Origin of the sequence: Nocardia sp. NPDC059236, assembly GCF_042754085.1 — a bacterium.
Classification (GTDB): Bacteria; Actinomycetota; Actinomycetes; order Mycobacteriales; family Mycobacteriaceae; genus Nocardia.
In genome coordinates this window covers 217,829-243,956 of the sequence record NZ_JBHZAF010000002.1, presented here as the reverse complement: position 1 = coordinate 243,956, position 26,128 = coordinate 217,829, and the positions used below count along the sequence as shown (strand labels likewise).

Annotated in this window: 26 protein-coding genes and 1 tRNA gene; 18 read left to right on the top strand and 9 right to left on the bottom strand. The window is 68.2% G+C overall.

The window, feature by feature from the left end; translation table 11 throughout:
* Positions 1-17 precede the first annotated feature (17 nt).
* Positions 18-1,499, bottom strand: coding sequence for a trehalose-6-phosphate synthase (locus tag ACFXIV_RS06230; protein ID WP_379398059.1), 1,482 nt, complete (start codon positions 1,497-1,499; stop codon positions 18-20).
* Between the two features lie 3 nt (positions 1,500-1,502).
* Positions 1,503-1,670, bottom strand: a complete 168-nt coding sequence (locus tag ACFXIV_RS06225; RefSeq protein WP_167659823.1) for a hypothetical protein — start codon at positions 1,668-1,670, stop codon at positions 1,503-1,505.
* A 229-nt stretch (positions 1,671-1,899) separates the two neighbouring features.
* Here ACFXIV_RS06225 and ACFXIV_RS06220 point away from each other — a divergent pair, with 229 nt between their 5' ends.
* The 5 genes from ACFXIV_RS06220 (at position 1,900) to ACFXIV_RS06200 (ending at position 5,713) form a co-directional block, all read left to right on the top strand.
* Complete coding sequence (locus tag ACFXIV_RS06220) at positions 1,900-2,733, top strand: alpha/beta fold hydrolase (RefSeq protein WP_379398057.1); 834 nt, start codon at positions 1,900-1,902, stop codon at positions 2,731-2,733.
* A gap of 138 nt (positions 2,734-2,871) precedes the next feature.
* Entirely contained in the window at positions 2,872-3,114 is a 243-nt protein-coding gene (locus ACFXIV_RS06215) for an MbtH family protein (RefSeq protein ID WP_019931522.1), read from the top strand.
* Positions 3,115-3,279: 165 nt separating this feature from the next.
* Positions 3,280-3,351, top strand: a tRNA-Thr gene (locus ACFXIV_RS06210).
* Positions 3,352-3,500: 149 nt separating this feature from the next.
* Positions 3,501-4,238, top strand: coding sequence for a response regulator transcription factor (locus ACFXIV_RS06205; RefSeq protein WP_354831085.1), 738 nt, complete (start codon positions 3,501-3,503; stop codon positions 4,236-4,238).
* 71 nt (positions 4,239-4,309) lie between these two features.
* On the top strand, positions 4,310-5,713 hold the full coding sequence (locus tag ACFXIV_RS06200) for a sensor histidine kinase (RefSeq protein ID WP_379398256.1): 1,404 nt from the start codon (positions 4,310-4,312) through the stop codon (positions 5,711-5,713).
* Between the two features lie 37 nt (positions 5,714-5,750).
* Here the strand turns inward: ACFXIV_RS06200 and ACFXIV_RS06195 are convergent, their stop codons facing one another.
* The gene (locus ACFXIV_RS06195) at positions 5,751-6,176 is read right to left on the bottom strand and encodes an HIT family protein (RefSeq protein WP_379398055.1); all 426 of its coding nucleotides are present in this window, start codon (positions 6,174-6,176) and stop codon (positions 5,751-5,753) included.
* A gap of 92 nt (positions 6,177-6,268) precedes the next feature.
* Here ACFXIV_RS06195 and purD point away from each other — a divergent pair, with 92 nt between their 5' ends.
* On the top strand, positions 6,269-7,552 hold the full coding sequence (gene purD / locus ACFXIV_RS06190; RefSeq protein ID WP_379398053.1) for a phosphoribosylamine--glycine ligase: 1,284 nt from the start codon (positions 6,269-6,271) through the stop codon (positions 7,550-7,552).
* 187 nt (positions 7,553-7,739) lie between these two features.
* Here the strand turns inward: purD and ACFXIV_RS06185 are convergent, their stop codons facing one another.
* Positions 7,740-8,837, bottom strand: coding sequence for a M23 family metallopeptidase (locus ACFXIV_RS06185; protein WP_379398051.1), 1,098 nt, complete (start codon positions 8,835-8,837; stop codon positions 7,740-7,742).
* Between the two features lie 71 nt (positions 8,838-8,908).
* Here ACFXIV_RS06185 and ACFXIV_RS06180 point away from each other — a divergent pair, with 71 nt between their 5' ends.
* From ACFXIV_RS06180 to ACFXIV_RS06160, 5 genes are all read left to right on the top strand, one after another.
* Positions 8,909-10,066, top strand: a complete 1,158-nt coding sequence (locus ACFXIV_RS06180; protein WP_379398049.1) for a pyridoxal phosphate-dependent aminotransferase — start codon at positions 8,909-8,911, stop codon at positions 10,064-10,066.
* 69 nt (positions 10,067-10,135) lie between these two features.
* Positions 10,136-10,741, top strand: coding sequence for a TetR family transcriptional regulator (locus ACFXIV_RS06175; RefSeq protein WP_356998822.1), 606 nt, complete (start codon positions 10,136-10,138; stop codon positions 10,739-10,741).
* Between the two features lie 107 nt (positions 10,742-10,848).
* Positions 10,849-12,270, top strand: coding sequence for an adenylosuccinate lyase (gene purB, locus ACFXIV_RS06170; protein ID WP_379398047.1), 1,422 nt, complete (start codon positions 10,849-10,851; stop codon positions 12,268-12,270).
* A gap of 146 nt (positions 12,271-12,416) precedes the next feature.
* The gene (locus ACFXIV_RS06165; protein ID WP_379398045.1) at positions 12,417-12,851 is read left to right on the top strand and encodes an HIT family protein; all 435 of its coding nucleotides are present in this window, start codon (positions 12,417-12,419) and stop codon (positions 12,849-12,851) included.
* Between the two features lie 132 nt (positions 12,852-12,983).
* Positions 12,984-13,943: an alpha/beta hydrolase gene (locus ACFXIV_RS06160; protein ID WP_379398043.1), complete on the top strand. Its 960-nt coding sequence runs from the start codon at positions 12,984-12,986 to the stop codon at positions 13,941-13,943.
* 42 nt (positions 13,944-13,985) lie between these two features.
* Here the strand turns inward: ACFXIV_RS06160 and ACFXIV_RS06155 are convergent, their stop codons facing one another.
* The gene (locus ACFXIV_RS06155; RefSeq protein ID WP_083868551.1) at positions 13,986-14,258 is read right to left on the bottom strand and encodes a DUF397 domain-containing protein; all 273 of its coding nucleotides are present in this window, start codon (positions 14,256-14,258) and stop codon (positions 13,986-13,988) included.
* 373 nt (positions 14,259-14,631) lie between these two features.
* Here ACFXIV_RS06155 and ACFXIV_RS06150 point away from each other — a divergent pair, with 373 nt between their 5' ends.
* Positions 14,632-16,788 (top strand): S9 family peptidase, encoded by a 2,157-nt coding sequence (locus ACFXIV_RS06150; RefSeq protein ID WP_379398041.1) that lies wholly within the window; start codon positions 14,632-14,634, stop codon positions 16,786-16,788.
* Between the two features lie 104 nt (positions 16,789-16,892).
* On the opposite strand, the gene ACFXIV_RS06145 is transcribed toward ACFXIV_RS06150, so the two are convergent.
* A complete protein-coding gene (locus ACFXIV_RS06145) occupies positions 16,893-18,401 on the bottom strand; it encodes a glutamate decarboxylase (RefSeq protein WP_379398039.1) in 1,509 nt (502 codons plus the stop codon).
* Between the two features lie 131 nt (positions 18,402-18,532).
* Between ACFXIV_RS06145 and ACFXIV_RS06140 the strand changes: the two genes are divergently transcribed.
* Both ACFXIV_RS06140 and ACFXIV_RS06135 read left to right on the top strand, forming a co-directional pair.
* On the top strand, positions 18,533-18,742 hold the full coding sequence (locus tag ACFXIV_RS06140; protein ID WP_379398037.1) for a hypothetical protein: 210 nt from the start codon (positions 18,533-18,535) through the stop codon (positions 18,740-18,742).
* Between the two features lie 13 nt (positions 18,743-18,755).
* Positions 18,756-20,138 (top strand): dipeptidase, encoded by a 1,383-nt coding sequence (locus ACFXIV_RS06135; RefSeq protein WP_379398035.1) that lies wholly within the window; start codon positions 18,756-18,758, stop codon positions 20,136-20,138.
* A 99-nt stretch (positions 20,139-20,237) separates the two neighbouring features.
* On the opposite strand, the gene ACFXIV_RS06130 is transcribed toward ACFXIV_RS06135, so the two are convergent.
* The gene (locus ACFXIV_RS06130; protein ID WP_379383048.1) at positions 20,238-20,882 is read right to left on the bottom strand and encodes an MBL fold metallo-hydrolase; all 645 of its coding nucleotides are present in this window, start codon (positions 20,880-20,882) and stop codon (positions 20,238-20,240) included.
* Between the two features lie 153 nt (positions 20,883-21,035).
* Between ACFXIV_RS06130 and purS the strand changes: the two genes are divergently transcribed.
* Both purS and purQ read left to right on the top strand, forming a co-directional pair.
* Entirely contained in the window at positions 21,036-21,269 is a 234-nt protein-coding gene (purS, locus tag ACFXIV_RS06125; RefSeq protein WP_040803258.1) for a phosphoribosylformylglycinamidine synthase subunit PurS, read from the top strand.
* On the top strand, positions 21,266-21,943 hold the full coding sequence (purQ, locus tag ACFXIV_RS06120; protein WP_364606110.1) for a phosphoribosylformylglycinamidine synthase subunit PurQ: 678 nt from the start codon (positions 21,266-21,268) through the stop codon (positions 21,941-21,943). Before purS ends, purQ begins: the two co-directional genes overlap by 4 nt.
* A gap of 17 nt (positions 21,944-21,960) precedes the next feature.
* On the opposite strand, the gene ACFXIV_RS06115 is transcribed toward purQ, so the two are convergent.
* Positions 21,961-23,028: a substrate-binding domain-containing protein gene (locus ACFXIV_RS06115; protein WP_379398033.1), complete on the bottom strand. Its 1,068-nt coding sequence runs from the start codon at positions 23,026-23,028 to the stop codon at positions 21,961-21,963.
* Between the two features lie 47 nt (positions 23,029-23,075).
* On the opposite strand from ACFXIV_RS06115, the gene ACFXIV_RS06110 reads away from it, so the two are divergent.
* Both ACFXIV_RS06110 and ACFXIV_RS06105 read left to right on the top strand, forming a co-directional pair.
* Positions 23,076-23,513 (top strand): MarR family transcriptional regulator, encoded by a 438-nt coding sequence (locus ACFXIV_RS06110; protein WP_356998850.1) that lies wholly within the window; start codon positions 23,076-23,078, stop codon positions 23,511-23,513.
* A gap of 35 nt (positions 23,514-23,548) precedes the next feature.
* Entirely contained in the window at positions 23,549-24,856 is a 1,308-nt protein-coding gene (locus ACFXIV_RS06105; RefSeq protein ID WP_379398031.1) for a M18 family aminopeptidase, read from the top strand.
* Here the strand turns inward: ACFXIV_RS06105 and ACFXIV_RS06100 are convergent.
* Positions 24,846-26,102, bottom strand: coding sequence for a glycosyltransferase 87 family protein (locus ACFXIV_RS06100; RefSeq protein WP_379398029.1), 1,257 nt, complete (start codon positions 26,100-26,102; stop codon positions 24,846-24,848). The two genes, ACFXIV_RS06105 and ACFXIV_RS06100, sit on opposite strands and share 11 nt — an antisense overlap.
* Between the last annotated feature and the right edge of the window lie 26 nt (positions 26,103-26,128).

The following is a 26,128-nucleotide window of genomic DNA, read 5'->3' as shown; positions in this document are numbered from 1 at the left end:
TTCACCTTACGACCGGGTCAGCGGCTCGGGTTCGGATCCACGTCGTCGTCGGTCAGCAGGGCGCTGCCGGCGACGCGATCGGTGGCCAGGGCGTCGAGGAAGGCACGCGCCCACCGGTCGACGTCATGGGTGAGGACCTGGCGCCGCATCGAACGCATCCGGCGGCGACGGGTGTCGCGGTCGTCGTCGATCGCGCCGATCAGGGCGTCCTTGACGCTGTCGAGATCGTGCGGATTGCACAGGTAGGCCTGCCGCAATTCCGCTGCCGCACCGGTGAATTCGCTCAGCACCAGCGCACCGTTGAGGCTGCCCTGACACGCGACGTACTCCTTGGCGACCAGGTTCATGCCGTCGCGCAGCGGCGTCACCACCATGACATCGGCGGCCACGAAGAACGCGATCAGCTCGTCGCGCGGGATCGGGCGGTGCAGGTAGTGCACCACCGGATAACCCACCCGGGAGAACTCGCCGTTGATCCGGCCCACCTGGCGCTCGATATCGCCACGCATCTGAATGTAGGACTCGACCCGTTCCCGGCTCGGCGTGGCCAGCTGCACCATCACGGTGTCCGCCGGATCGATCCGGCCGTCGTGCAGCAACTCCTCCAGCGCGGCCAGCCGGATGTCGATGCCCTTGGTGTAGTCCAGGCGGTCCACACCCAGCAGGATCGTCTTCGGATTGCCCAGCTCCGCACGGATTTTCGCGGCCCGTTCCCGCACCCCGCGGCGGCGCGAATACTCGTCCAGCTCGGTGGAGGTGATGGAGATCGGGAACGCGCCCACCCGCACGGTGCGGAAACCCACCTGCACCACACCGAGTTTCGAACGCACGCCCACATTGCCGCGCGACGTCGGCTGGCCGGCCAGCCTTCTGGCCAGATACAGGAAGTTCTGCGCGCCGCCCGGCAGATGGAAACCGATCAGGTCGGCGCCCAGCAGGCCCTCGACGATCTCGGTGCGCCACGGCATCTGCATGAACAGTTCCACCGGTGGGAACGGAATGTGCAGGAAGAAGCCGATGGTCAGATCGGGCCGCAGCATGCGCAGCATCTTCGGCACCAGCTGCAGCTGATAGTCCTGCACCCACACCGTCGCGCCCTCGGCGGCCACCTTGGCGGTGTACTCGGCGAAACGGCGGTTCACCTGGACGTACGCCTGCCACCACTGGCGGTCGTAGACCGGCCGCACGATCACGTCGTGATACAGCGGCCACAGCGTCGCGTTGGAGAAGCCCTCGTAGTAATCGGCGACCTCGTCGCCCGACAGTGGCACCGGATGCAGTTCCAGACCGTCCTCGACGATCGGATCCAGATCCACATCCGGGACGCCGGCCCAGCCGACCCAGGCGCCCTTGTTGTTGCGCAGCACCGGTTCCAGCGCGGTCACCAGGCCGCCGGGGCTGCGCTTCCAGCGAGTGGTTCCATCGGGTAGTCGCTCCAGGTCGACCGGAAGCCGGTTGGCGACGACGACGAAACCGGAGCCGGAGCTATCCGGGTGCACGGGTCATTCGCCTCGCGTCGGAGCGATGCCCAGCATGGACAGCAGCATGCGGCACTCGTCGGCATCGGTGGCGTAGGCGGCCACCACGCGCTGGGCCTGTCGAGCGGTTTCGTCGGCGAGCGGTTCCAGATCGTCGTCCGCGATGTCGTTTGCGCCGGTCTTCGCGGCCATCTCATGTCCTCTCGGGAAAGTCTGCTCGGTGCGAGGAGTCCATCGTATCTGCCAGGAAAGTCGGGACCGTGCGCTGCGTACATTGCGAGCCCTAACCGCAATGGTCGTGCTCGCGAGACCTGCCGAGCAGACCGTACGGTCGGCGGCACCGAGCGAAACGTTCCAGGCCCCGATGCCTATACGGTCTACGAAACGTAGAAATCGGAAACGTGGCGAAGGGGTCTGAAGCATGCCGTTGGCGACGGTGAACGGAATATCGCTGAACTACCAGGTCAAGGGAGACCGGTCCAAGGGCACCGACGTCAAGGGGTCCGCGCCGCTGGTCGTCATGATCATGGGCACCGGCAGTGGCGGCCGGGTGTGGGAACTGCACCAGGTGCCCGCGCTGGTCGCCGCCGGATTCCGGGTCTGCACCTTCGACAACCGCGGCATCGCACCGTCCTTCGAATCGCCCGCCGGGATCACCATCGAGGACCTGGTGCGCGACACCGCCGCCCTCATCGAGTTCCTCGACGAGGGACCGGCCCTGGTGGTCGGTCAGTCCATGGGCGCGCGGGTCGCGCAGGAACTCGCGCTGGCCCGGCCCGACCTGGTCCGCAAGGCCATCTTCATGGCCGGACACGCCCGGCTCGACCAGTTCCAGAAGACGCTCTCGTTCGGCGAGCACGAACTCGACGCCTCCGGCACGCGGCTGCCCGCCAAATACGAGGCCGCCATGACCGCCATCATGAACCTCTCGCCGGCCACCATGGCCGACCCGCACGCCGCCCGCGACTGGCTCGACCTGTTCGAATTCACCGGCGGCCCGGCCGCGCCCGGCGTGCGCGCCCAGCGGCGCATGGACCACGACTTCGACCGCACCCAGGCCTACCGGGCCATCACCGTGCCCTGCCTGTCCATGGGCTTCGCGGACGACCGGATGATCCCGCCCTACCTTTCCCGCGAAGTCGCCGATATCATTCCGGGAGCCCGTTACCAGGAGGTTCCGGACGCCGGACACTTCGGCTACCTGGAACAACCGGAGGCCGTCAACAAGATCCTGCTCGAATTCTTCGCGGCCTGAACGAAGTGCAGGTAACCGCCCAGCGGTAACGCCTGCCTTGCTAGGGTCGAATCAACGTCGGGGGCTCGTTCCATCACTGCGGTGACTGGACGATCCGTCTACGTTCCCGTACACAGCGCCAGTATCCAGTGAGGTGAAATGAGCACCAACCCCTTCGATGACGAAGACGGCCGGTTCTTCGTCCTGGTCAACGATGAGGAACAGCACTCCCTGTGGCCCGCCTTCGCCGAAGTTCCGGCGGGTTGGCGAGTCGTCTTCGGCGAGGACAGCCGTGCCGCGTGCGTCGAGTACGTCGAGAAGAACTGGACCGACATGCGTCCGAAGAGCCTGCGAGACGCCATGGCGGCGGACGACGCGGCTCGTCAGGCGGCTCAGTCCTGACACTCTGCGGTTAGTCCGATACTGCGCGAACGGCTTCCGAACGCGGCCGGTCGATGCCACGAGCGTCGCCCGGCCGCGCTCCGGTCTTCCACGCAGCATCGTTCCGACTGGGACGCCGGCTTTTCCGCGCAGCCGGCCACCCCGGTTATGATGGCACCGCTTTCCGCCTCCTTAGCTCAGTGGTAGAGCACCGCTCTTGTAAAGCGAAGGTCGTCAGTTCAATCCTGACAGGGGGCTCAGCAGACAATTAGGGCGAGGACCTCCGGGTCCTCGCCCTGATGTCGTTCCGAGGTCCCCGCAGCGCTACCGGGGGTTGGTGCGCTCCTCGCAGGAAACTCCCAGGGAAGGGTCAGGTTCTTCGCGGGGGAAGCGCAGAATATGGCCTTATGACAGGTGTGCCCGTTCAGCCGCGCGAACCCGAGGCGAGGGTGCTCGTCGTTGACGACGAGCCCATGATCGTCGAGCTACTGTCGGTGAGCCTGCGGTATCAAGGGTTCGAGGTCGCGAGTGCCGCGAGCGGCACCGAGGGGCTGGACAAGGCCAAGACCTTCCGGCCGGATGCGCTGATCATCGATGTGATGATGCCCGGGATGGACGGCTTCGGGCTGCTGCGGCGGCTCCGGGCCGACGGGATCGACGCACCGGTGCTGTTCCTGACCGCGCGCGACGACGTGGACGACAAGATCACCGGACTGACGCTGGGGGCCGACGACTACGTCACCAAGCCGTTCAGCCTCGAAGAGGTGGTCGCGCGGCTGCGGGTGATTCTGCGGCGGTCCGGGCGCTCGGCGCCGGAGACCAAGACGTCGCGGCTGCGGTTCGCCGATATCGAACTCGACGACGACACCCACGAGGTGTGGAAGGCGGGCGAACCGGTTGCCCTGTCGCCCACCGAGTTCACGCTGCTGCGGTACTTCCTGGTCAATGCCGGCACCGTGCTGAGCAAGCCGCGGATCCTGGACCACGTGTGGCGCTACGACTTCGGCGGCGAGGTCGGCGTGGTCGAAACCTATGTGTCCTACCTGCGCAAGAAGGTCGACACCGGACCGGATCGGCTCATCCACACCCTGCGCGGGGTCGGCTACGTCATGCGGGAGCCGCGCGGTAAGACGGCCAACGCGTGAACGCTGCCCCGCCGGTCGATGGCAAAGGCACGCGCAGTCTCCGGGGCAAGCTCGCCGACCGGTTCGCCGCGGTGCCGCTGCGCACCACCCTGGTGCTCGCGCTGGTGTCGCTGGTCGGATTCGGGCTGCTGGTCTCGGGTATCGCGGTCACCTCGCTGATGCGCAATGTGCTGGTCGAACGCATCGACCGGCAGCTCTACGACGCCGCTCACAGCTGGGCCGCGCCCGGCGCGCAACGCCCGGAACCGCTGCCCACCGTGCGCGGGCGGGAACGGCCGCCGCACCTGTACTGGGTGCAGGTGCAGGATGCGACGGGCCAGGTCACGCTGAGTCTGTCGGCGGGCGTGCAGCAGCCCGAGGTGCCCGCGGACCTGGGCAATCGGCCGGAGACCGTCGGCTCGGTGGGCGCGTCCTCCGAGGAGTGGCGGGTGCTGCGGACCGTCAACGAGTACGGCACCAGCACCATCGCGCTGCGCATGGACGAGACGAACTCGCTGCTGGACAAGCTGATCGTGCTGCAGCTGGTGATCGGCGCGCTGGTGCTGGCGGCGCTGGCGGCGGTGGCACGCATCGTGATCCGGCGCAGTCTGCGGCCGCTACGGGAGGTCGAGCGCACCGCGGCCGCCATCGCGGGCGGTGACCTGCATCAGCGAGTTCCGGTGCGCGGCACCGACACCGAGGTCGATCACCTCTCACAGTCGCTGAACACCATGCTGACCCAGATCCAGCAGGCCTTCGCCGCCACCGAGGCCTCCGAGGAGGCGGCGCGGCGCTCCGAGGCCAAGATGCGGCGCTTCGTCGCCGACGCCAGCCACGAACTGCGCACCCCGCTCACCACCATCAAGGGCTTCTCCGAGCTGTACCGGCAGGGCGCGATCACCGATCCCGACATGCTGATGGACCGCATCGAACGCGAGTCCAAGCGGATGGGGCTGCTGATCGAGGACCTGCTCATGCTGGCCCGGCTGGACGCGCAGCGACCGATCGAGCGGCGGCCGCTGGACCTGCTCATGATGGCCAGCGATGCCGTGCACAGTGCGCGCGCCCTGGCGGCGGCCCAGCGCCCGGAGGGGCCCGAACGCAAGATCGACCTCGAAATCCGGCCCGGGCCCGGCACTCTGGAGATGCTCGGCGACGAGACGCGGCTGCGGCAGGTGCTGGCCAACCTGATCAACAACGCGCTGGTGCACACCCCGCCCGAGGCGGAGGTGACGGTGCGGCTCACCCCGGCCGCCGACGAGGTGCTCATCGAGGTCGCCGACACCGGGCCGGGACTGGCGGCCGAACAGGCCGAGCGGGTCTTCGAACGCTTCTATCGCACCGATGCGTCCCGCAGCCGGGACAGCGGCGGTACCGGACTGGGACTGTCGATCGTGCATGCGCTGGTCGACGCGCACGGCGGCAAGGTGTCGGTGACCAGCGAGCCGGGGGAGGGCACCACGTTCACAGTCCGGCTGCCGCGCGAACCGCGCTGAGCGGGGTGCCCGCGCCGGACGCGGGCACCCGGGTTCACTACGCGGGGACGTTCGCGCCGTAGCCGAGGTTGCGCAGGGCCTGCTTGATCATGGCCTGCGCCTCGTCGAGGGATTCCTTGCTGGGTTCCGGGTCCGCCCCGCTGATGTCGAAGTCACCCAGGTGGAAGGCCGGGAAGACGTGCATGTGCAGGTGCGGCACCTCGAGACCCGCGATGAGCAGGCCCGCCCGCGGGGCATCCCAGGCGGCCCGCACGGCCTGGCCGATCTTCTGGGCGACCGCGGTCAGGCGCGCGAAGGTGCCCGGATCGACGTCCTGCCACTGGTCGATCTCCTTGCGCGGCACCACCAGTGTGTGCCCTTGCGTCACCGGGGCGATCGTGAGGAAGCCGACGAATTCGTCGTCCTCCCAGACGAACCGGCCCGGCAGCTGACCTTCGATGATTGCGGAGAAAACAGAAGCCATGCCCCGGACCTTACGCGGGGAAGGACACCCCCGCGCGAACGCACAACAGACCGCTACCGATGGCGTCTGCCCAGCCCTTTAAGCTGTCTGCCGTGCGCGTACTCGTCATTGGTTCCGGAGCCCGTGAACATGCCCTCGTCCTGGCACTGCGCAAGGACCCGGCGGTGTCCGCCGTGTATGCGGCGCCCGGCAATGCCGGCATCGCCCAGCACGCCGAGGTGCGTGCGGTGGACGCCACCTCCGGGGCGGAGGTGACCGCGCTCGCCCAGGAGCTGGGCGTCGATCTGGTCGTGGTCGGACCCGAGGTGCCGCTGGTGCTCGGCGTGGCCGACGCGGTGCGGGCCGGCGGGATCCCGGCGTTCGGCCCGTCTGCCGCCGCCGCGCGGATCGAGGGCTCGAAGGCCTTCGCCAAGGACGTCATGAACGCGGCCGGGGTGCGCACCGCGCACAGCGAGATCGTCGATCATCCGGGCGAATTGGATGCGGCGCTGGATCGTTTCGGGCCGACCTGGGTGGTCAAGGACGACGGCCTGGCCGCCGGCAAGGGCGTCGTGGTGACCCCGGACCGGTCGGTGGCCCGTGAGCACGGCGCCGAACTGCTCGAGCAGGGCCACCCGGTGCTGCTGGAGTCCTTCCTCGACGGCCCCGAGGTGTCGCTGTTCTGCCTGGTCGACGGCGAGACCGTGGTGCCGCTGCTGCCTGCCCAGGACCACAAGCGGGTCGGCGACGGCGACACCGGGCCGAACACCGGCGGCATGGGTGCGTACACGCCGCTGCCGTGGCTGCCGGACGAGACCCTGCAGGCCATTGTCGACGATGTGGTGAAACCCGTTGCGGCCGAGATGGTTCGCCGCGGCGTGCCGTTCAGCGGCCTGCTGTACGCCGGTCTCGCCGTCGGGCAGGCCGGGCCGGCCGTGGTCGAATTCAACTGCCGCTTCGGCGATCCCGAGACCCAGGCCGTGCTGGCCATGCTGGACAGCCCGCTGGGAGAGCTGCTGTACGCCACCGCGACCGGCACCTTGGACCAGGTGCCCGCGCCGCGCTGGAAGGACGGCGCCGCCGTCACCGTGGTGCTGGCCGCCGAGAACTACCCGGCCCGCCCGCGCAGCGGCGATGTCATCACCGGGGCCGAATCCGCCGGTACCGGAACCGAATCCGAGGTGCTGCACGCCGGCACCGCGCAGCGTGAGGACGGCGCGCTGGTGTCCGCCGGCGGCCGCGTGCTCGCCATCGTCGGCCAGGGCGCGGATCTCGTCGAGGCCCGCAAGAACGCCTACGAGCGGCTGGCCGGAATCAAGCTGCCGGGCGGCCACTTCCGCACCGACATCGCGCTGGCCGCCACCGAGGGGCGCATCACCGTCCCGGCCTCCGCCTGAAGGCCGACGACCCGAAGTCCGAATCCGCGCCTGAACCTCGAATGCCAGCGCGACAACTGATTTCGTACCGATCGGGGTAACTCCCCGGGTACCCCTGACATTGTTTCGGCCCTGGACCGCCGGCACGCGTCGCCAACGGTCAACGGCTCCCGAGCCGTGCGCTGAAGTTTCGGGGAGGCGGGGGCGCTCAGCCGACGATGATGCCGTGCTGGGCCAGCCAGGGCTGCGGGTCCACGTGCTGGCCGTTGATGATGATCTCGAAGTGCAGGTGCGGTCCCGTCGAGTCGCCGCGGTTGCCGATGCGCGCGATCTGCAGGCCCGCCGGGACGCGCTCGCTGACCGACACCGAGAAGTCGTACATGTGCCCGTAGACGGAGATGGTGCCGTCGTCGTGGCGGATGCGCACCCACAGCCCGAAGCCCTGGGCCGGGCCCGCGTCGATGACGGTGCCCGCCGCCACCGCGTAGATCGGTGAGCCGAGCGGCGCGGCGATGTCGATGCCCGCGTGGAAGGTGCCCCAGCGCGCCCCGAATCCGGAGGTGAACATGCCCTTCGCGGGCAGCGCGAACCCGCCGGCGCCGGGAATCACGAAGCCGGGCGGCAGCGAACTGTCCGGTGACGGCGTCATCCACGGCTGCGGCTGCCCGGCGACGGCCGCCGCGGCCTCCGCCTTGGCCCGCTCCAGCGTGGCCGCCGCGGCCGCCGAGACCACCGCCTGCTCGCGCAGATGCTCACCGTTGTTGATGGCGTCCAGATACCGCTTCGAGGTCTCCGGGGAGGCCTGCACCTGCAGCGGATACTGCACCGGAACCCGCAGCGCCACACCGGGACCCACCTCGGCGTCGGTGGGCAGCAGCCCCAGCGCGCCGTCCGCGCTCGCGAACACCAGCACCGCGACCACACCGCCGATCAGCACCCGGTGCCGAATGCCCCACGCGCGCACCACCGGCCACTGCCGCCGCGCTTCGGCCCGGCCCCGCCGCACCAGCTCGACGGTCTCGGCCCACGTGCGCGGCCGCCGGGCCCACAGCTCGACCGTGCGTTCCCGCGCGATCGGCGCGTACAGCCGCAGCCAGGCGATCGCCTGCCCCGCGAGCCGGACCACCGACCGCCAGACCCGTTCCAGCGCCTCCTGACTCCGCGAGGGCTCGTCCTGGAATGCCAGCTGCGACCGCACACCCGGCGTGTAGCTGTCCGTCGCGCCGGCTGTCCGCGGCGGCGCGGGTTCGGGTGGGTATGGGTCGGCCTCCGGGGTGGTCCCGGTGGTTGCTGGTCCCCCCTGCACAGCCGCCTCCTCAGGCATTCGGGTGGCAGTTCCCGGACAGGCGGGGGAGTCGGTGCTCTACCGTCTGTCGAGTGCGTATCGAATCTCGCCGGTCGACCATTCCACCTTTTTACGTGATGGACGTCTGGAAAGCAGCAGCTGAACGGGCCCGGACACACGGAGATGTGCTGGTGCTGGCCGCGGGGCAGCCGTCCACGCCCGCTCCGGCGGCGGTTTTGCGCGCCACCAAGGCGGCCATGGATTCCGAATTGCTGGGCTATACCGAGACATTTGGGACCCTGGCGCTGCGGGAGGCCATCGCGGAGCACCATCGCAGCACCTACGGGGTGCGCGTGGACGCGGACGATGTCGTGGTGACCACCGGTTCCTCCGGCGCGTTCACCCTCATCTTTCTGGCGGCCTTCGATCCCGGCGACACCGTGGTGGTGGCCCGGCCGGGCTATCCGGCCTACCGGAACACGCTGACCGCGCTGGGCTGCGATGTGGTCGAACTGGACTGCGGGCCGGAGACCCGGTTCCAGCCGACCGTGGCCATGCTGGAGGCGCTGCCGGAGCCGCCCGCGGGCCTGATCGTGGCGAGCCCGGCCAATCCGACCGGGACCATGATCGCGCCGGAGGAGCTGGCGGCGCTGGCCCGCTGGTGCGACGAGCACGGGACGCTGCTCATCTCCGACGAGATCTACCACGGCATCGTCTACGCCGGCACCGAGCCGACCTCCTCGGCCTGGGAGACCTCTCGGGAGTCGGTGGTCATCGGCTCGGTGTCCAAGTACTTCTCCATGACCGGCTGGCGGCTGGGCTGGATGCTGGTGCCGGAATCGTTGCGCCCGGCGCTGCAGCGACTGGCGTCCAACATGACGGTGTGCCCCCCGGCTATTTCTCAGTTCGCGGCGGTGCACGCGTTCGGCGCCGAGGCCAAAGCCGAACTGGACGGTCATGTGCGGCGCTATGCGGCGAATCGCCAGCTGCTGCTGTCGGGGCTGCCCAAGCTCGGCATCACCGACCTCGCCCCCGCCGACGGTGCGTTCTATGCCTACGCGGATATCGCTCACCTGACCGATGATTCGATGCGCTGGTGCACCGAGGTGCTCGACGCCACCGGTGTGGCGCTGGCTCCCGGCATCGACTTCGACACCCGCAACGGCCATCACACGGTTCGCTTCTCGTTCGCCGGAGCCGGTGCCGACATCGAAGAGGCACTGGACCGGTTGGAACGGTATTTGGCCTGATCTGCCAAGGAGATTGAGCGCAGTGGGCAAAATGAACACAGCGCCGGTGATGACTGGCACGATTGCACCGTGACCACTGCGACGACTCCGAAAGGCGAACGGCGTCGCCAAGCGCTGGTTTGTGCCGCCGCCGAGCTCCTGCTCGAAGGCGGCTTCGAAGCGGTCCGGCACCGCTCGGTGGCAACCCGGGCGGATCTGCCGCTCGCGTCGACCACCTACTACTTCGAATCGCTCGAGGATCTGATCGCGCGCGCGGTCGAGTTCTCCGGCAATGCCGAACTGGAGGCCATGCGCCGCCGCGTCGGCGAGGTGACGCACCGCCGGCGCGGGGCGGAGGCCACCGTGGAATTGGTGCTGGACCTGTTGGTGGGTCCGGAGATTCAGGACCTGGACGCGCGGGGCCAGCTGATCGCCCGCTACGAGCGCTCGGTCGCGTCCGCCCGGCACCCGGAACTACGAGAGGTCCAGCTGCGACTACGCGCCCAGCTGGACGAGCTGCTGACCGACGTGCTGCGCCGCTCCGACCGCGTGGTGCGCACCGAACAGACCCGCCGCCTGGTGGCGGTCGTCGATGGGGCGGTGGTGACCGCGCTCGGTGAACTCGACCCGCAGCCCCGGCGCATGGCGCGGGGCGCGCTGCTCGAGATCATCGACATCGTCGCCCCACCGGCATAACTCGGCCCGACGCCCGGGGACTCTCGGGACGCCCCGGCCGGGGCGAACCTCCGCCGCGATGATGGCGGGGCAAACCGGCGGGAAACCCACCGGTAAACTGGGACAACGTGAGTCTTGTGCCGAACGTCCTTGCCACCCGCTACGCCAGCCCCGAGCTGGTTCATCTGTGGTCGCCCGAGAACAAGATCGTGCTCGAGCGGCGGTTGTGGCTGGAGGTGTTGCGGGCCCAGGCCGAGTTGGGGGTGGATGTTCCGGCGGGGGTCGTCGAGGACTACGAGCGGGTCATCGATCGGGTGGATCTGCAGTCGATCGCGGAACGCGAGCGGGTCACCCGGCACGATGTGAAGGCCCGGATCGAGGAGTTCAACGCGCTCGCGGGGCACGAGCACGTGCACAAGGGCATGACCTCGCGGGATCTCACCGAGAACGTGGAGCAGCTGCAGATCCGGCTCTCGCTCGAGCACGTGTACGGCCACGGCGTGGCCATCGCGGCCCGGCTCGCGGAGCGGGCCGCCCAGTACCAGACGCTGGTGATGGCGGGCCGCTCGCACAATGTGGCGGCGCAGGCCACCACCCTCGGCAAGCGATTCGCTTCCGCCGCAGACGAATTGCTCATCGCGCTGACCCGGCTGCGGGAGCTGATCGACCGATACCCGTTGCGCGGCATCAAGGGTCCGATGGGCACCTCGCAGGACATGCTGGATCTGCTCGGCGGCGACGCGGCCAAGCTGGCGCAGCTGGAGCAGAAGGTGGCCGGCCACCTGGGTTTCGCGAATGTGTTCACCAGCGTGGGCCAGATCTACCCGCGCTCGCTGGACCACGATGTGCTCTCCACGCTGGTGCAGGTGGGCGCGGGCCCGTCCTCGTTCGCGCACACCATTCGCCTGATGGCGGGCCACGAGCTGGTCACCGAGGGCTTCCAGCCCGGCCAGGTGGGCTCCTCGGCCATGCCGCACAAGATGAACACCCGCTCGTGTGAGCGCGTCAACGGCCTGCAGGTGGTGCTGCGCGGCTACGGCTCGATGGCGGCCGAGCTGGCGGGCGCGCAGTGGAACGAGGGCGACGTGTTCTGCTCGGTCGTGCGCCGGGTCGCGCTGCCGGACGCCTTCTTCGCCATCGACGGCATGATGGAGACCTTCCTGACCGTGCTGGCCGAATTCGGCGCGTACCCGGCCGTGGTCGACCGCGAGCTCAACCGCTACCTGCCGTTCCTGGCCACCACCCGCATCCTGATGGCGGCGGTGCGCGCGGGCGTGGGCCGTGAGACCGCCCACGAGGTCATCAAGGAGCACGCGGTGGCGGTGGCGCTGGCCATGCGTGAGCAGGGCCGCGAACCCGATCTGCTGGACCGCCTGGCCGCCGACGACCGCATGCCGCTGGACCGGGCCGCCCTGGATGCGGCCCTGGCGGACCGTTCCGCCTTCATCGGCGCGGCCGAGGCGCAGACCGCCGATGTGATCGCCCAGGTCCAGAAGCTGGTCGACGCGAATCCGGAGGCCGCCCGCTACACGCCGTCGCCGATCCTCTAGGGAGACAACGACTCTCGAGTCTCGCCCCCGGCTCCGGAACGGAGCCGGGGGCGAACGAGTTGTAGGCGAAGTATTGCGGGGTCGCTCGCCCGGCCACTGGGTCGAGTCGGGCGGGTGTGGGGTAGGGGGCTCTAGGCTCTGCGGGCATGAACCCTTACACGATCTTCTCCGACATCGTTGCCGGGCGAGCACCGTCGTCCAAGGTGTACGAGGACGAGGATTGCCTGGCGTTCATGGATATTCGGCCGGTGACGCCCGGGCATGTGCTGGTGATTCCGAAGACGCCCGTCCGGAGCCTGGCGGAGCTGGATCCGGCGTTGGGCGGCAAGCTGTTTCAGGTGGGGCAGCGCATCGCGGCGGGCCTGCGGGAGTCCGAGGTGCACTGTGACGGAGTGAATTTCTTCCTGGCCGACGGGGTCACGGCGGGGCAGGAGGTGTTCCACGTGCATCTGCACGTGATTCCCCGCACCCCGGGCGACGGATTCGGGCTGCGGGCGCGGCCGACCAGTCCGGCGCGTGCGGACCTGGATTACCTGGCGGGATCCATCAGGGGCGCATTGTCCCGAATTGCCGCCGACTGATAGCCGAATCGCATTACCATATCCGGACCGCGTGGTTAGCCAACGACACGCCATAACCCCATTCCCACGCGTCGCAATAGCCACTCGAGTTACGTTTGATGGTGATTGTGGTGGGCTGATGAAGGTGGGGACATGCGTCGAAGAGTCGTTGCCGCAGCTGTTTTGGCGATCGCTGCAGGTTTGCTTTATCCGGTGGCCGCCCCGCCGGCAATCGCGCACGCGGCCGAGGTCGTCCGCGTCGACCAGCTGAGCGCCACCCGCTCGGCGATCTTCATCGACTCCGCTGCCATGGGCCGCACCATCCAGGTGCAGGTGCTGCATCCGGCCGGCGGCGGTGACCGCCCCACCTACTACCTCCTCGACGGCCTGGATCCCGGTGCGACGCAGAGCACCTGGACCAATGCCACCGACGCCGAACCCTTCTTCCAGGGCAAGGACGTGAACGTGGTGCTGCCCATGGGCGGCCAGGCCAGCTACTACACCGACTGGGTATCCGACGACCCGCGCTTCGGCCGCTACAAGTGGGAAACCTTTCTGACACAAGAGCTTCCGCCCATCATCGACGGATACTTCGCCGGTAACGGGGTGGACGCCATCGGTGGTCTGTCGATGGGCGGCATCGCGGCCTTCGTACTGGCGGTGCGGCATCCGGAGCTGTACCGGGCGGTGGCGGGCTACAGCGCCTGCCCGGACACCACGATCGCGCAGGGCGCCATGATGTTCTCGGTGGCCAATCGCGGTGGCAATCCGCTCAATATGTGGGGTGCGCCGGGTAGTGCGGCGTGGACGGAGCACAATCCGGCGGTGCTGGCCGAGGCGCTGCGCGGCAAGACCATCTTCCTGTCCACCGGCACCGGCCTGCCCGGCCCGCACGAGCTGGAGATCAAGCCGCAACTGCCGGAGAACATCTTCTTCGGCGGCCCCATCGAATTCGGGGTGGACGCCTGTGTCACCGCGTTCGAGCAGCGGTTGCGTGCCATGAACATTCCGGCGCGGGTGGAGCACTCGCCGGTGGGCACGCATTCGTGGTCGTACTGGCAGGACACCCTGCACGAGTCGTGGCCGACCATCGGCGCGGCGATAGGGGCCTGAACAGTGTTGTGCCCGGCTCGTTTCGAGCCGGGCACACCCGAATCAGGCTCCGGGCCGGTTGAATTCGCCGTCCTTGGCCCCGGCCACGAAGGCTTCCCATTCGCCGGGGGTGAAGATCAGTACTGGCCCGTCCGGATTGCGGGAGTCCCGTAATCCGATGTTTCCACTGGCCAGAAAGGCGATCTCGACGCCGTCGGCGGTGTCGTCTCCGCGCCGCCACACCGCATCGGCCTCGATGACGCGGTTCTTCGCTTCCACTGTCGGCCTCCCCTGTGCGCACCAGCAGTACTGGTCGGTGATGTAGATCGCACTCATAATGCCAGGGTTTGTGAGGGCTTCGGATCGGATATTCCATCTTCTGTCAGTGGAAGGAGGTATGTGGTGCGCACGCCATGGTCCCCGCAACGAGCCGCCCCGGTCTCCGACAGCTGTGCGGTGGTTCCCGAGCGCTTCACAGCGGAATTGGCCCACAGCATTCTTCGGATCCACCGGAGTTGCCCGACCGACCAATGTGCTCGTCGCAAGGCCGCCGTCTTCTACCTCTACGAGCAGCATCAGCACGCCAACGGGACGCGGCAGCGACGGATACGGTGACGGCTCCCGCGCTCGACCGGCGCGGGAGCCGCACCACGCCCGGTACCGCCGGGTCGGGGGTGCGCGGTGGGGGATCGCTACTAACGTGGTGCCCATGGCTTTGGACAGTGGTAGCGCGATCTCAGTAGACGGCGCGGTGGTGGCGCCGATCGCCAAGCGGGCTCCGATGGAGCGCGTGCACCACGGGGATGTCTTCATCGACGAGTACGAGTGGCTGCGGGAGAAGACGGATCCCGAGGTCACCGCGTATCTGGAGGCGGAGAACGCCTATACCGACGCGCAGACCGCGAAGCTGGGCCCGCTGCGGGAAAAGATCTTCGAGGAGATCAAGTCGCGGATCCAGGAGACCGATCTGTCGCTCCCGACCCGGATGGGCGAGTTCTGGTACTACTCGCGCACCTTCGAGGGCAAACAGCACGGCGTGCACTGCCGCTGCCCGATCGCCGGTCCGGACGACTGGACCCCGCCCAAGCTGGAGGCGTCGGCCACCATGCCCGGTGAGGTGGTCCTGCTGGACTCCAATGAGCTGGCCGAGGGCCACGACTATTTCGCGCTCGGCGCGTTCTCCATCAGCCACGCCGGTGACATGCTGGCCTACTCGGAGGACACCTCCGGTGACGAGCGCTATGTCCTGCGCTTCAAGAACCTGACCACCGGTGAGCTGCTGCCCGACGAGATCACCGGCGTCACCCAGGGCGCGACCTGGTCGCTCGACGGCGCGTACGTCTTCTACTCGACCTACGACGACGCGTGGCGGTCCGACACCGTGTGGCGGCACAAGCTGGGCACGCCGATGTCGGCCGATGTCCAGGTTCTCCATGAGCCGGATGCCCACTACTCGGTGGGCGTGACGGCGACCAATTCGGAGAAGTACCTGCTGCTCTACGTCGAATCCAAGATCACCACCGAGAACTGGATCCTGGAGGCCGACAACCCCGAGGGCGAATTCCGGCTCATCATGCCCCGGCGCGAGGGCGTCGAGTACTCGGTCGATCATGCGGTGGTGGGCGGCGAGGACAAACTGCTCATCCTGCACAACGACGTGGTCGACGGGGTCAAGGCCGAGAACTTCGTGCTCGCCGAGGCTCCGCTGCACGATCCGACCAACCAGACCATCCTGATTCCGCACCGCGACGATGTCCGCCTCAACGGCCTGGAGTCCTTCTCCGACAAGCTGGCGGTCAGCTATCGGCGCGACGCGATGCAGCGGGCCGCGGTCTGGCCGCTGACCGACACCGGGTACGGCGAACTGCACGAGATCGATTTCGGTCTGGAGCTGTTCGACTCCGGGTTCGGCGCCAACCCGGAGTGGGAGCAGCCGATGCTGCGGGTCGGGGTCACCTCCTACATCACCCCGATGAAGATCTTCGACTACGTGCCCGACACCGACGAGCTGCTGCTGCGCAAGGAGCAGGTGGTGCTCGGCGACTACAACCCCGATGACTATGTGCAGCACCGGGATTGGGCGGTGGCCGCGGATGGCACCCGGGTGCCGATCTCGGTGGTCATGCGCAAGGATGCCCCGGCCGGTCCGAAACCGTTGCTGCTCTACGGCTACGGCTCCTACGAGGCGCCGATGGATCCGTACTTCTCGGTGGGGCGGTTGTCGCTGCTGGATCGCGGCATGGTCTACGCGGTCGCGCATGTCCGCGGTGGCGGCGAGATGGGCCGGCGCTGGTACGAGGAGGGCAAGAAGCTCGAGAAGAAGAACACCTTCACCGACTTCGTCGCCTGCGCACGGCATCTGGTGGATTCCGGTGTCACCGCGCCGGACCGCATGCTCGCCGAGGGCGGCAGTGCGGGCGGGCTGCTGATGGGCGCGGTGGCGAACCTCGCACCCGAGCTGTTCGCGGGCATCCTGACCAATGTGCCCTTCGTGGACCCGCTGACGTCCATCCTGGACGAGTCGCTGCCGCTGACCGTCACCGAGTGGGACGAGTGGGGTAATCCCCTGGCGGACAAGGAAGTCTACGAGTACATGAAGTCCTACGCGCCCTACGAGAACGTCGAGGCGAAGGACTATCCGGCGATCCTGGCCATCACCGGGCTCAACGACACCCGCGTGCTGTACGTGGAGCCGGCCAAGTGGGTGGCCAAACTCCGCGCCACCAAGACCGGCGATGCCCAGCTGCTGCTCAAGACGGAGATGAGCGCGGGCCACGGCGGTGTCAGCGGCCGCTACGAGAAGTGGAAGGAAGCGGCCTTCGAGCTCGCCTGGCTCCTCGACACCGTGGGCCTGGCGGACGCCTAGGCTCCGAGTCCGGAACATGAAGCGGCGGCGGGATTCCCGCCGCCGCTTCGCGGTATTCGGTTGCCGCCGTGGTTATCCGGTGGCAGCCGAACTCTCGGCCGCGCTCACTTCTTGCCGGCCTTGGATTTGGCGTGCTTGGTCTTGGCTTGCTTGGTTTCGGCCGGGGTCTCGGCGGTCTTCTTGCCGTTGATCGTGGCCTTGCCATCGGCCTTGGACCGCACCGGTTTCGCCTTGGGGGTGGGGACGACCGCGCGTGCGTTGTGCGGGAAGCCGCCCGCCTCCTCGCGGGTGAGCGAGGTCGTCATCGGGTGCTTGTCGAGCACCTGCAGGCTGCGGTGCAGGTCGGCGAGCAGCAGATCGGCCATGTCGATCGTGAAGCCGTGGCGCAGCACCGCGCGCATGATGATCTCGTCCTCGCGGTCGGCGGGCAGCGGGTAGGCGGCGATGAGCCAGCCGCGGGTGCGCAGCCGATCGGACAGGTCGTAGAGGTTGTAGTCGGCGCCGTCGGCCAGTTTCCACGAGACGGCGGTGATGCCGCGGCGCGGATCGGCATCGTGGATGAGCTCGAACGGCCCGGCCTCGGCAATGCCCTTGGCCAAGTGCTGGCTTGCGGTGTAGATGGCGGTCTGCACATTGCGGTAGCCGGTGCGGCCCAGCCGGATGAACTCGTAGTACTGGGTGACGGCCTGCCCGCCGGGCCGGGAGAAGTTCAGGTTGAAGGTGGGCATATTGCCGCCCAGATAGTCGACATTGAAGATGAGCTCTTCGGGCAGATCCTCCTTGGTCCGCCAGATGGCCCAGCCCGCGCCCAGCGGTGCGAGACCGGTCTTGTGGCCGGAGGCGTTGATGGACTTGACCCGCGGAAGCCGGAAATCCCAACAGATTTCGGGTGCGCAGAACGGGGCGAGGAAGCCGCCGCTGGCCGCGTCGACGTGGATGGGGATGTCGAGTCCGGTCGCGGCCTGCAGCGCGTCGAGCGCCTTGCTGATGCCCTCGACATCCTCGAACAGGCCGGTGAAGGTCTGGCCGAAGGTGGGCACCACCATGATGGTGTTCTCGTCGCAGTAGGCGGCGATGTCGTCGGGGTGCATGGTGTAGCGCTCGCCGCGCAGCGGGATCTGGCGGATCTCCACGTCGAAGTAGCGCGCGAACTTCTCCCAGCACACCTGGACCGGGCCGCACACGAAGTTGGGGGTGCCGGTGCCGCCGCGCCGGCGCCAGCGGAATTTGGCGGCCAGGCCGCCCAGCATGGCGGCCTCGCTGGACCCGGTGGTGGAGGTGCCCAGCGTGCCCCGCGGATCGGGGGAGTTCCACAGGTCGGCGAGCATGTGCACGCCGCGTTGCTCGAGTTCGGCGGTCTGCGGGTACTCGTCCTTGTCGACGATGTTCTTGTCGAGGCATTCGTTCATCAGCCGCCGGGCCTGGTCGTCGACCCAGGTGGTGCAGAAGGTGGCCAGGTTCATCCGGGAGACGCCGTCGAGCATCAGTTCGTCGTGGACGATCTGGTAGGCGACCTGCGGGAAGATCTCGTGCTCCGGGAAGCCACGGTGCGGAGCGGCGCGTCTGATGCCGGGCATCGCGTAGACGTCGTCGGGTTCCGTGGTGCCGGTCATATGGCCTCCGATCGAGATTCGGCATGGGTTTGCCGAGATGATGGTAGCCAGCCGGCCATGATCGAAACTGGTTCGGCCAGCTACCGTTTCGTAATCAAGAGAAAGTTGCTGAACGGTTACTATTCAGCACTATGGACTATCAGCATGTCATAGTGCAGGCGATGTCCGCCACGCCGCCGCACCTCGGGGCGGGTGCGGTAGCCGATCAGCTGCTGACCGACACCGTCGACCGCAATCGCGCCATCTGCTATCTGATGTCGAGCTTCGGAAACCTGCGCACTCTGGAAACAATCGGTCACCTGAAGAAGGGTGAGACCGTGAAACCCGATACCGCCAAGTGATCAGGAGGATGTCATGACCACGACCGCAGGGGTGCAGGAGGATTCGAAGGTGGCCGCGCTGCGCGCGGCCGTCAAGGAACTCATGCCGCGTGCGAAAAGCGATCTCGCGCAGCTCGTCTCGTTCAAATCGGTGTACGACGCCCGGCAGTTCCCGATCGAGGAGTGCGAGAAGGCCGCGCAGTGGGTGGCCGATGCGTTCGAGGCGGAGGGGCTCACCGAGGTGGGGCTGCACGAGACCCCGGACGGCAGCAATGCCGTCGTGGCCCGCAGCCGGGGGCCGCAGGGCGCGCCGACCATCATGCTCTACTGCCACTACGACGTGCAGCCGCCGCTCGACGAAGCCGCGTGGCAGACGCCGGTCTGGCAGCTCACCGAGAAGGACGGCCGCTGGTACGGGCGCGGCGCGGCCGACTGCAAGGGCAATATCGTCATGCATCTGACCGCGCTGCGGGCGCTGCGCAAGGTGTACGGCGACGAGTATCCGGTCGGGTTGGTGCTGGTCTCGGAGGGCTCCGAGGAGCAGGGCACCGGTGGCCTGGAGGAGTTCGTGCCCGGCAATGCCGACCTGCTGCGCGCCGACACCCTGCTCATCGGCGACTGCGGCAATTTCGCGGTCGGCGTGCCCACCTTCACCCAGACCCTGCGTGGCACCGTGAATGTGGTCGTCACCGTCGAAACCCTCTCCGGCCCCTTGCATTCCGGCATGTTCGGCGGTCCCGCGCCCGATGCGCTGGCCGCCATGATCCACCTGCTCGGCACCCTGCGCGACGTCGACGGCAACACCACCATCGACGGGCTGCGCAATGACCAGGTCTGGCAGGGTCATGAGTATCCGGTGGGCCGATTCCGTTCCGACGCGGGCGTTCTCGACGGCGTCCATCTGCTGGGCAATGGCGAGGTCGCCGACATGCTCTGGGTCCGTCCGGCGCTCACGGTGCTCGGTATGGACGTCCCGCCCGTGGTCGGCTCCTCGGCGGCCATCCAGCCCAGGACCCGGGCCCGCCTCAACCTGCGGATCCCGCCGGGCACCAATCCGGAGGACGCGCTGAAAGCCCTGACCGCGCACCTGAAGTCGCACGCGCCGTGGCACGCGAGGGTGACGGTCGAGACCGAGGCCACCGGCTCGCCGTTCGTCGGCAGTACGGACGGCCCGGCGCGGCGGGCCATGTCGGCGGCCATGGAGACGGCCTACGGCCGTCCCGCCACCACCGAGGGACAGGGCGGGTCGATCCCGCTGTGCAATGTCTTCGCCGACACCTATCCGCAGGCGGAGATCATGCTCATGGGCGTGGAGGAACCGAAGTGCCTGATCCACGCGCCCAATGAGAGCGTCGATCCGACGGAGATCGAGCACATGGCCCTGGCCGAGGCGCTGTTCCTGGCCTCCTACCGCTGACCCCGGGCGAGGCGGATTCGCCACGAATCCGCCTCGGCCGCAGTGGGTTACACAGCTCGCGCCGCCGGGCGGTGGCCGCTCCCGCCCGGCGGTGCGACATCAGAATTCCGCGTGATCCTCGGGTTCGATGATCTTGAATTCGGTATTGGCCGGACTCATTTCATTCAGCCGACCGAAATAGATGCCCTGTGCTTCGGGGGCGATGATGCCGTAGTGGATGGGGAACGCGACACGCGGATTTACCGCACGCAGGTAATCCACCGCCTCACTGATGCGCATCCACGGGGCGACCGCGGGAATGGCGAGAACACCGACCGGAGTCGGCGGAACCCAGAGTGAATCACCGGGATGGACGAGTTGTGCGGGATCGTCCGGAGTACCGAGTTGGAAGACGGTGTTGTCGATAACAGGGATCTCCGGATGGATGACCGCGTGCCGGCCACCACCGCCGGTAATTTGGACATCACCGACTTCGAGAATATTTCCGGCGTGCACCGGCTCCCACGGCTCGCCCCGCAGCAGCGCGGTCTGCGGATCGGACAGCAGCCTGGCCTGCGGATTCGCCTCGATCAGCGCCTCGATCCGGTGCGGGCAGATGTGATCGGGATGCTGATGCGTCACCGCAATGGCATCCAATCCGGTGAGGCCTTCGAATCCGTGCGAGAAATTGCCCGGATCGAACAGGATCTTGCTGCCGTTGAGCTCCACGAGAATGCAGGAATGTCCGAAATGGGCTATGTGCATGATTCAACGGTAGCCCGCGGGGCTGTGGTGTAGACCACGGACGGCACGACCCGGCGGTATGTCCGCCGCCCCCGCCAACTACGCTGATCAGCGATACCCCCCGCCCGGCAGGCATGCATGCCGGGCGCCGCCCCACCAGCTGAGGAGCAACGCGTGGCACGTGTCGTGGTCGAGGTGATGCCGAAGGCCGAGATCCTGGATCCGCAGGGACAAGCCATTGTCGGCGCGCTGGGGCGTCTCGGGCACCCCGGCATCTCGGATGTGCGGCAGGGCAAGCGATTCGAACTCGATGTCGATGACAATGTCACCGACGCCGACCTGGAGCAGATCGCCGAATCGCTGCTGGCCAATGTCGTGATCGAGGACTGGAAGGTCGTCCGGCTGTGAGCGCCCGCATCGGTGTCATCACCTTCCCGGGCACGCTCGACGACGTCGACGCCGCCCGGGCGGTGAAACTGGCCGGTTCCGAGCCCGTTTCGCTGTGGCACGCCGATGCCGACCTCAAGCAGGTCGACGCGGTCGTCGTCCCCGGCGGCTTCTCCTACGGCGACTACCTGCGCGCCGGCGCCATCGCCTCGATGGCCCCGGTCATGGGCGAGGTCATCAAGGCCGCCGAGCAGGGCATGCCGATCCTGGGCATCTGCAACGGCTTCCAGATCCTCTGTGAGGCGGGCCTGCTGCCGGGTGCGCTGACCCGCAACGAGGGCCTGCACTTCGTCTGCCGCGACCAGTGGCTGACCGTCGAGCAGACCGACACCGCCTGGACCACCCGCTACGAGCCGGGCGCCCAGATCCTCATCCCCGTCAAGAACGCCGAGGGCCGCTACCAGGCGTCCACCGCCGTGCTCGACCAGCTGGAGGGCGAGGGCCGCGTGGTGTTCCGCTACGCGGGCGGCAACCCCAACGGCTCGCAGCGCGACATCGCCGGCATCACCTCGGCCAATCGCCGGGTCGTCGGCCTGATGCCGCACCCCGAGCACGCCACCGAGCCGCTCACCGGCCCCAGCGACGACGGCCTGGGCCTGTTCCTCTCGGTGCTGGACAGCCTCGTCAAGGCGTAGCCCCACGTGCGGCGGAACTAGATTCCGTCCAGAATCTCGAAGTCGACTCCGCCCGCCCTGGCCAGCCAGGTCGGGCGGACTGCTTGTACCCCCTCGAAACCGACCTCGCCCCACGGGGTTTCGACGACCCGCCGGTCCGCCACCGCGGCCTGGATGCACCGCACCTCGAGCGATCCGGCCAGCTCGGCCATGCCGTGCAGGGTGTGGATGGCCTCGTAGCTGGTATTGCTGAAATTGGTGAGCGTGGGCGCGAACCAGCCGTGCAGCCGGTGATAGCGGTCCAGCCGCTCCCGATCGTGCGGTCCGTTCACGAAGAAGCCCGACGGCACGAACAGATTGTGGTTCGCGCCGCCGCCCGCGGCCAGCAGCACGTTCTCGTCCACGGCCGGGCTCACCCGCACCTGCTGACCGGACCGCCCGGTCCGGGAGAACTGCAGGTTGAAGCGGGCGACATCGGCGCCCACCAGCAGCACGATGATCCCGTCGGCCAGGTCGAGCCGGGGATCGTCGAGGAAGCGGCCGAAATCCCGGGTGCGCATGGGCACGAACAGCTCCAGCGGAATCAGCTCCGGATCCTGCAGCGCCGCGCGCACGGCCTGCGCGGTGCGCCGCGGCCACACGTAGTCGTTGCCGATGATCGCCCAGCGCCGGGCCTCGAAGGAGCGCCGCAGCCAGTCCAGCGCGGGCACGATCTGGTGTTCGGGATCCGCCCCGATCATGAACAGCCCGTCCGGGACCGACTCCACGCCCTCGTGATCGGTGGCGAACAGGTACGGCACCCGCCCGGCCGTCACCCGCTCCACCGCGCGGCGCACCGCCGAGGTGTGCCAGCCGGTGACCGCGTGCACCATGCCGGTGGCCAGCAGTGCCGCCACCTCTCCGGCCACCAGGTGGGGTTCGCGCCCGCCGTCAATGTGAGTGACGCGCAATTCCCGTCCCAGAATTCCGGAACCGGAGTTGATTTCTTCCAACGCGAGAGAAATAGCCGCCTCACAGGATGGCGCGAAGATACCTCCGGGTCCCTGCTGCGGAACTATGTTGATGATCTCGATGACGTTCTCGGGATTCCCGCCGAACGGGGACATGGGCTACCCTTCCCCTCGTTCAAGCGGTTTTCTGACGGGCGGGAAATATGGCGACAATTCTAGGTGGATTTTCCACCTTGCATGGAGCCCTCCGAGCGGCCGAGCGGAGTTGGCTTCGTCACCTGGACGCCGCATTGTGTGCCAGGCGGCTCACCGCCGACCAGTGGTGCATGCTCACCAATCTGTCCGCTGACATCGGCATCACCATGAGTGAGCTGGCGTCGCGGGCGCAGCTACCCCCGTCCTCGGCCACCCGGCACGCCGACCATCTCGCCGAGCGCGGGCTCATCTTCCGGGTCGCGGCGGCCGACGACCGCCGGCGCATCCTGATCGGACTGAGCCGCCGCGGTGAGGAATTGGTCGAGGAGGTGCGCGCCGAGGAGGCGCGCGCCGAGGCCGAAATGCGCCGCAGTCTCGGAAGTGACGACTATCTGGAGCTGGTGCGGCTGCTGGGCCGCGTCGCCGAGGCGCCGCTACCGGATTAGCACGGCGCTGATCATGGTTGCCTAGGATCGAGCCCATGCCAGTTGCCGAGACCACCGCGACCGCCGCAGGCCTGTGCGCATTCATCGATGCCTCCCCGTCGCCGTTCCACGTCTGCCGAACTGTCGCAGCCGAACTCGACGAGCTCGGCTTCACCCGGCTGTCCGAATCGGCGCCCTGGCCCGCGGGTGGCGCGGGCCGCTACTACGTGGTGCGCGCCGGCTCCCTGGTGGCCTGGGCCGACGGCGTCCCGGACGCGGCCACCGGCTCCGGGCAGGCCGGCCCCTTCCGGGTGGTCGGCGCCCACACCGACAGCCCCAATCTGCGGGTCAAACAGCATCCGGACACCGCCGTGGCGGGCTGGCAGATGGTCGGGTTGGAGCCCTACGGCGGCGCCTGGCTGAACTCGTGGCTGGACCGCGATCTCGGCATCTCCGGGCGACTGTCGGTGCGTGACGGAAATACGGTGCGGGAGCAGCTGATTCGCATCGACGAACCGATTCTGCGGGTGCCGCAGCTGGCCATCCACCTCTCCGACGACCGGCGTGGCGTGCAGCTCGATCCGCAACGGCACGTGAACGCGGTGTGGGGGATCGGCGGCGAGCCGCGCTCGTTCCTGGCGTTCGTCGCCGAACGCTCCGGCATCGACCCGGGCGCGGTGCTGGGCTGGGAGCTGATGACCCATGATCTGGTGCCCTCCAGGCTGATCGGGCGCGACCTGGATCTGATCAGCGCGCCCCGGCTGGACAATCAGGGCACCTGCTACGCCGGGCTGCGTGCCTTCCTGGCCGCCATCGCCGAACCCGGCGCGGCGACGCCGGTGCTGGCCATGTTCGACCACGAGGAGGTCGGTAGCCAGTCCGACCGCGGCGCCCAATCCGGGCTGCTGCCCACGGTGCTGGAGCGCATCGTGCTCGCCCGCGGCGGCGGACGCGCGGAATACCTGGCGGCCCTGGCCGATTCGGTGTGCGCCTCCGGCGACATGGCGCACGCGACACACCCCAACTATCCGGACCGGCACGAGCCCTCGCACCGCATCGAGGTGAACGGCGGACCGGTGCTCAAGGTCAACCAGAACCTGCGCTACGCCACCGACGCCACCGGCGCGGGCGCCTTCGCCCTGGCCTGCGCGCAGGCGAATGTCCCGTTGCAGCGCTACGTGCACCGGGCGGATCTGCCCTGCGGCTCCACCATCGGGCCGATGACCGCGGCCCGCACCGGCATGTCCACCGTGGATGTCGGCGCGGCTCAGCTGGCCATGCACTCGGCGCGCGAAATGATGGGCGCCGCAGACGTTCCCGCCTACGCGGCGGCTCTCGCGGCCTTCTTGACCCCTACGTCGTGAGCAGCGCGGCCTTTTCCGGGTCCGGGTTCGGGCGATAGCTCAGCGCCGCCACGACGAAGACGGCGAAGGTGAAGATGACGTAGCTGTTGCCGACGATCTGCTGCCACCAGTTCCAGGTGAGTTCGCGGTCGTGGTTGTGGGGGAGCAGCCACATCGGCCCGATGGCGAACATGACCACCGCCAGGCCGGCCGCGCCGAGGAACCACCGGTTGCGGCGGCCGCGGGCGACGGCATCGGCGGTCACGATCAGCGCGGGCGCGATCCACACCCAGTGGTGCGACCAGGAGACCGGGGAAACCAGCAGCACCGCAGCGGCATTCACCATCAGGGCCGCGACCGTCGCGCCGGCGTCGAGCAGGCGCTTCATCCACAGGGCGGCCAGCGCCACCGCGGCCACCGACAGCACCAGCCAGATCAGCGTCGAGATCGAGGTCGAGTAGCCGAGCCGGAACACGAAGCCCTTGATCGACTGGTTGCCCGCGTACCAGGGCGGGCCGATGCGGCCGGTGTCGGACAGGGTGTGGAACCAGTACTGCGGCGAATCCTTCGGGAACAGCACGAATCCCACCGCAATCGCGCCGATGGCGGACAGTACCAGTGTGATCGCGCCCTTCCAGTCCTTGCGCAGCAGGAAGTAGAGGAGATAGCCGCCCGGGGTCAGCTTCACCGACACCGCGATGCCGATCAGCATGCCGCGCGGCCAGAAAGGCTTGCGCACCAGGCAATCCAGCGTCACCGCGGCCATCAGCACCAGGTTGATCTGCCCGAACCCGTAGGTCTCGCGGATCGGTTCCAGCAGCTGCAGCAACCCGACCGCGCCGACGACGATCGCCAGCCGGGTCTGCCACGCCAGGCTCGGCCGGATCCGGTCCAGCACCACCCACAGCGTCACACCCAGCGAGGCGATGGAGACCGCGAGCACCGCCCACTCCGCGACGGCCAGCGGCATGATGGCCAGCGGCGCGAAGAACAGCGCGGCCAGCGGGGGATACGTGAACGGCAACCCGATCCCGTACACCGTCGGCATCGGCCCGTAGAGATCCTTGCCGTCGAGCCAGGCCCGCGCGCCGTTCCGATACACCTGCAGGTCGATGTACCCGTGCCAGAGAGTCGCGAAACTGATCACCGCGGATATCGCGAAGAGCGTGATCGCGATCGCGAGCAGTTGCCCCTGCCGCCGTGTCAGCCCTCCAGGCGTGGTCACGGGTTTCTCGGTCGGATCCGCGACCCCGGATCGATCGTTCACCCGGACAGAGTAGCGGGCAGCGGTCG

Coding starts and splice junctions, on each gene's coding strand:
- ACFXIV_RS06225 (WP_167659823.1), bottom strand. CDS start 1,670: ATGGCCGCGAAGACCGGCGCAAACGACATCGCGGACGACGATCTGGAA.
- ACFXIV_RS06220 (WP_379398057.1), top strand. CDS start 1,900: ATGCCGTTGGCGACGGTGAACGGAATATCGCTGAACTACCAGGTCAAG.
- ACFXIV_RS06215 (WP_019931522.1), top strand. CDS start 2,872: ATGAGCACCAACCCCTTCGATGACGAAGACGGCCGGTTCTTCGTCCTG.
- ACFXIV_RS06205 (WP_354831085.1), top strand. CDS start 3,501: ATGACAGGTGTGCCCGTTCAGCCGCGCGAACCCGAGGCGAGGGTGCTC.
- ACFXIV_RS06195 (WP_379398055.1), bottom strand. CDS start 6,176: ATGGCTTCTGTTTTCTCCGCAATCATCGAAGGTCAGCTGCCGGGCCGG.
- ACFXIV_RS06165 (WP_379398045.1), top strand. CDS start 12,417: ATGAACCCTTACACGATCTTCTCCGACATCGTTGCCGGGCGAGCACCG.
- ACFXIV_RS06160 (WP_379398043.1), top strand. CDS start 12,984: ATGCGTCGAAGAGTCGTTGCCGCAGCTGTTTTGGCGATCGCTGCAGGT.
- ACFXIV_RS06155 (WP_083868551.1), bottom strand. CDS start 14,258: ATGAGTGCGATCTACATCACCGACCAGTACTGCTGGTGCGCACAGGGG.
- ACFXIV_RS06150 (WP_379398041.1), top strand. CDS start 14,632: ATGGCTTTGGACAGTGGTAGCGCGATCTCAGTAGACGGCGCGGTGGTG.
- ACFXIV_RS06145 (WP_379398039.1), bottom strand. CDS start 18,401: ATGACCGGCACCACGGAACCCGACGACGTCTACGCGATGCCCGGCATC.
- ACFXIV_RS06140 (WP_379398037.1), top strand. CDS start 18,533: ATGGACTATCAGCATGTCATAGTGCAGGCGATGTCCGCCACGCCGCCG.
- ACFXIV_RS06135 (WP_379398035.1), top strand. CDS start 18,756: ATGACCACGACCGCAGGGGTGCAGGAGGATTCGAAGGTGGCCGCGCTG.
- ACFXIV_RS06130 (WP_379383048.1), bottom strand. CDS start 20,882: ATGCACATAGCCCATTTCGGACATTCCTGCATTCTCGTGGAGCTCAAC.
- ACFXIV_RS06115 (WP_379398033.1), bottom strand. CDS start 23,028: ATGTCCCCGTTCGGCGGGAATCCCGAGAACGTCATCGAGATCATCAAC.
- ACFXIV_RS06110 (WP_356998850.1), top strand. CDS start 23,076: ATGGCGACAATTCTAGGTGGATTTTCCACCTTGCATGGAGCCCTCCGA.
- ACFXIV_RS06105 (WP_379398031.1), top strand. CDS start 23,549: ATGCCAGTTGCCGAGACCACCGCGACCGCCGCAGGCCTGTGCGCATTC.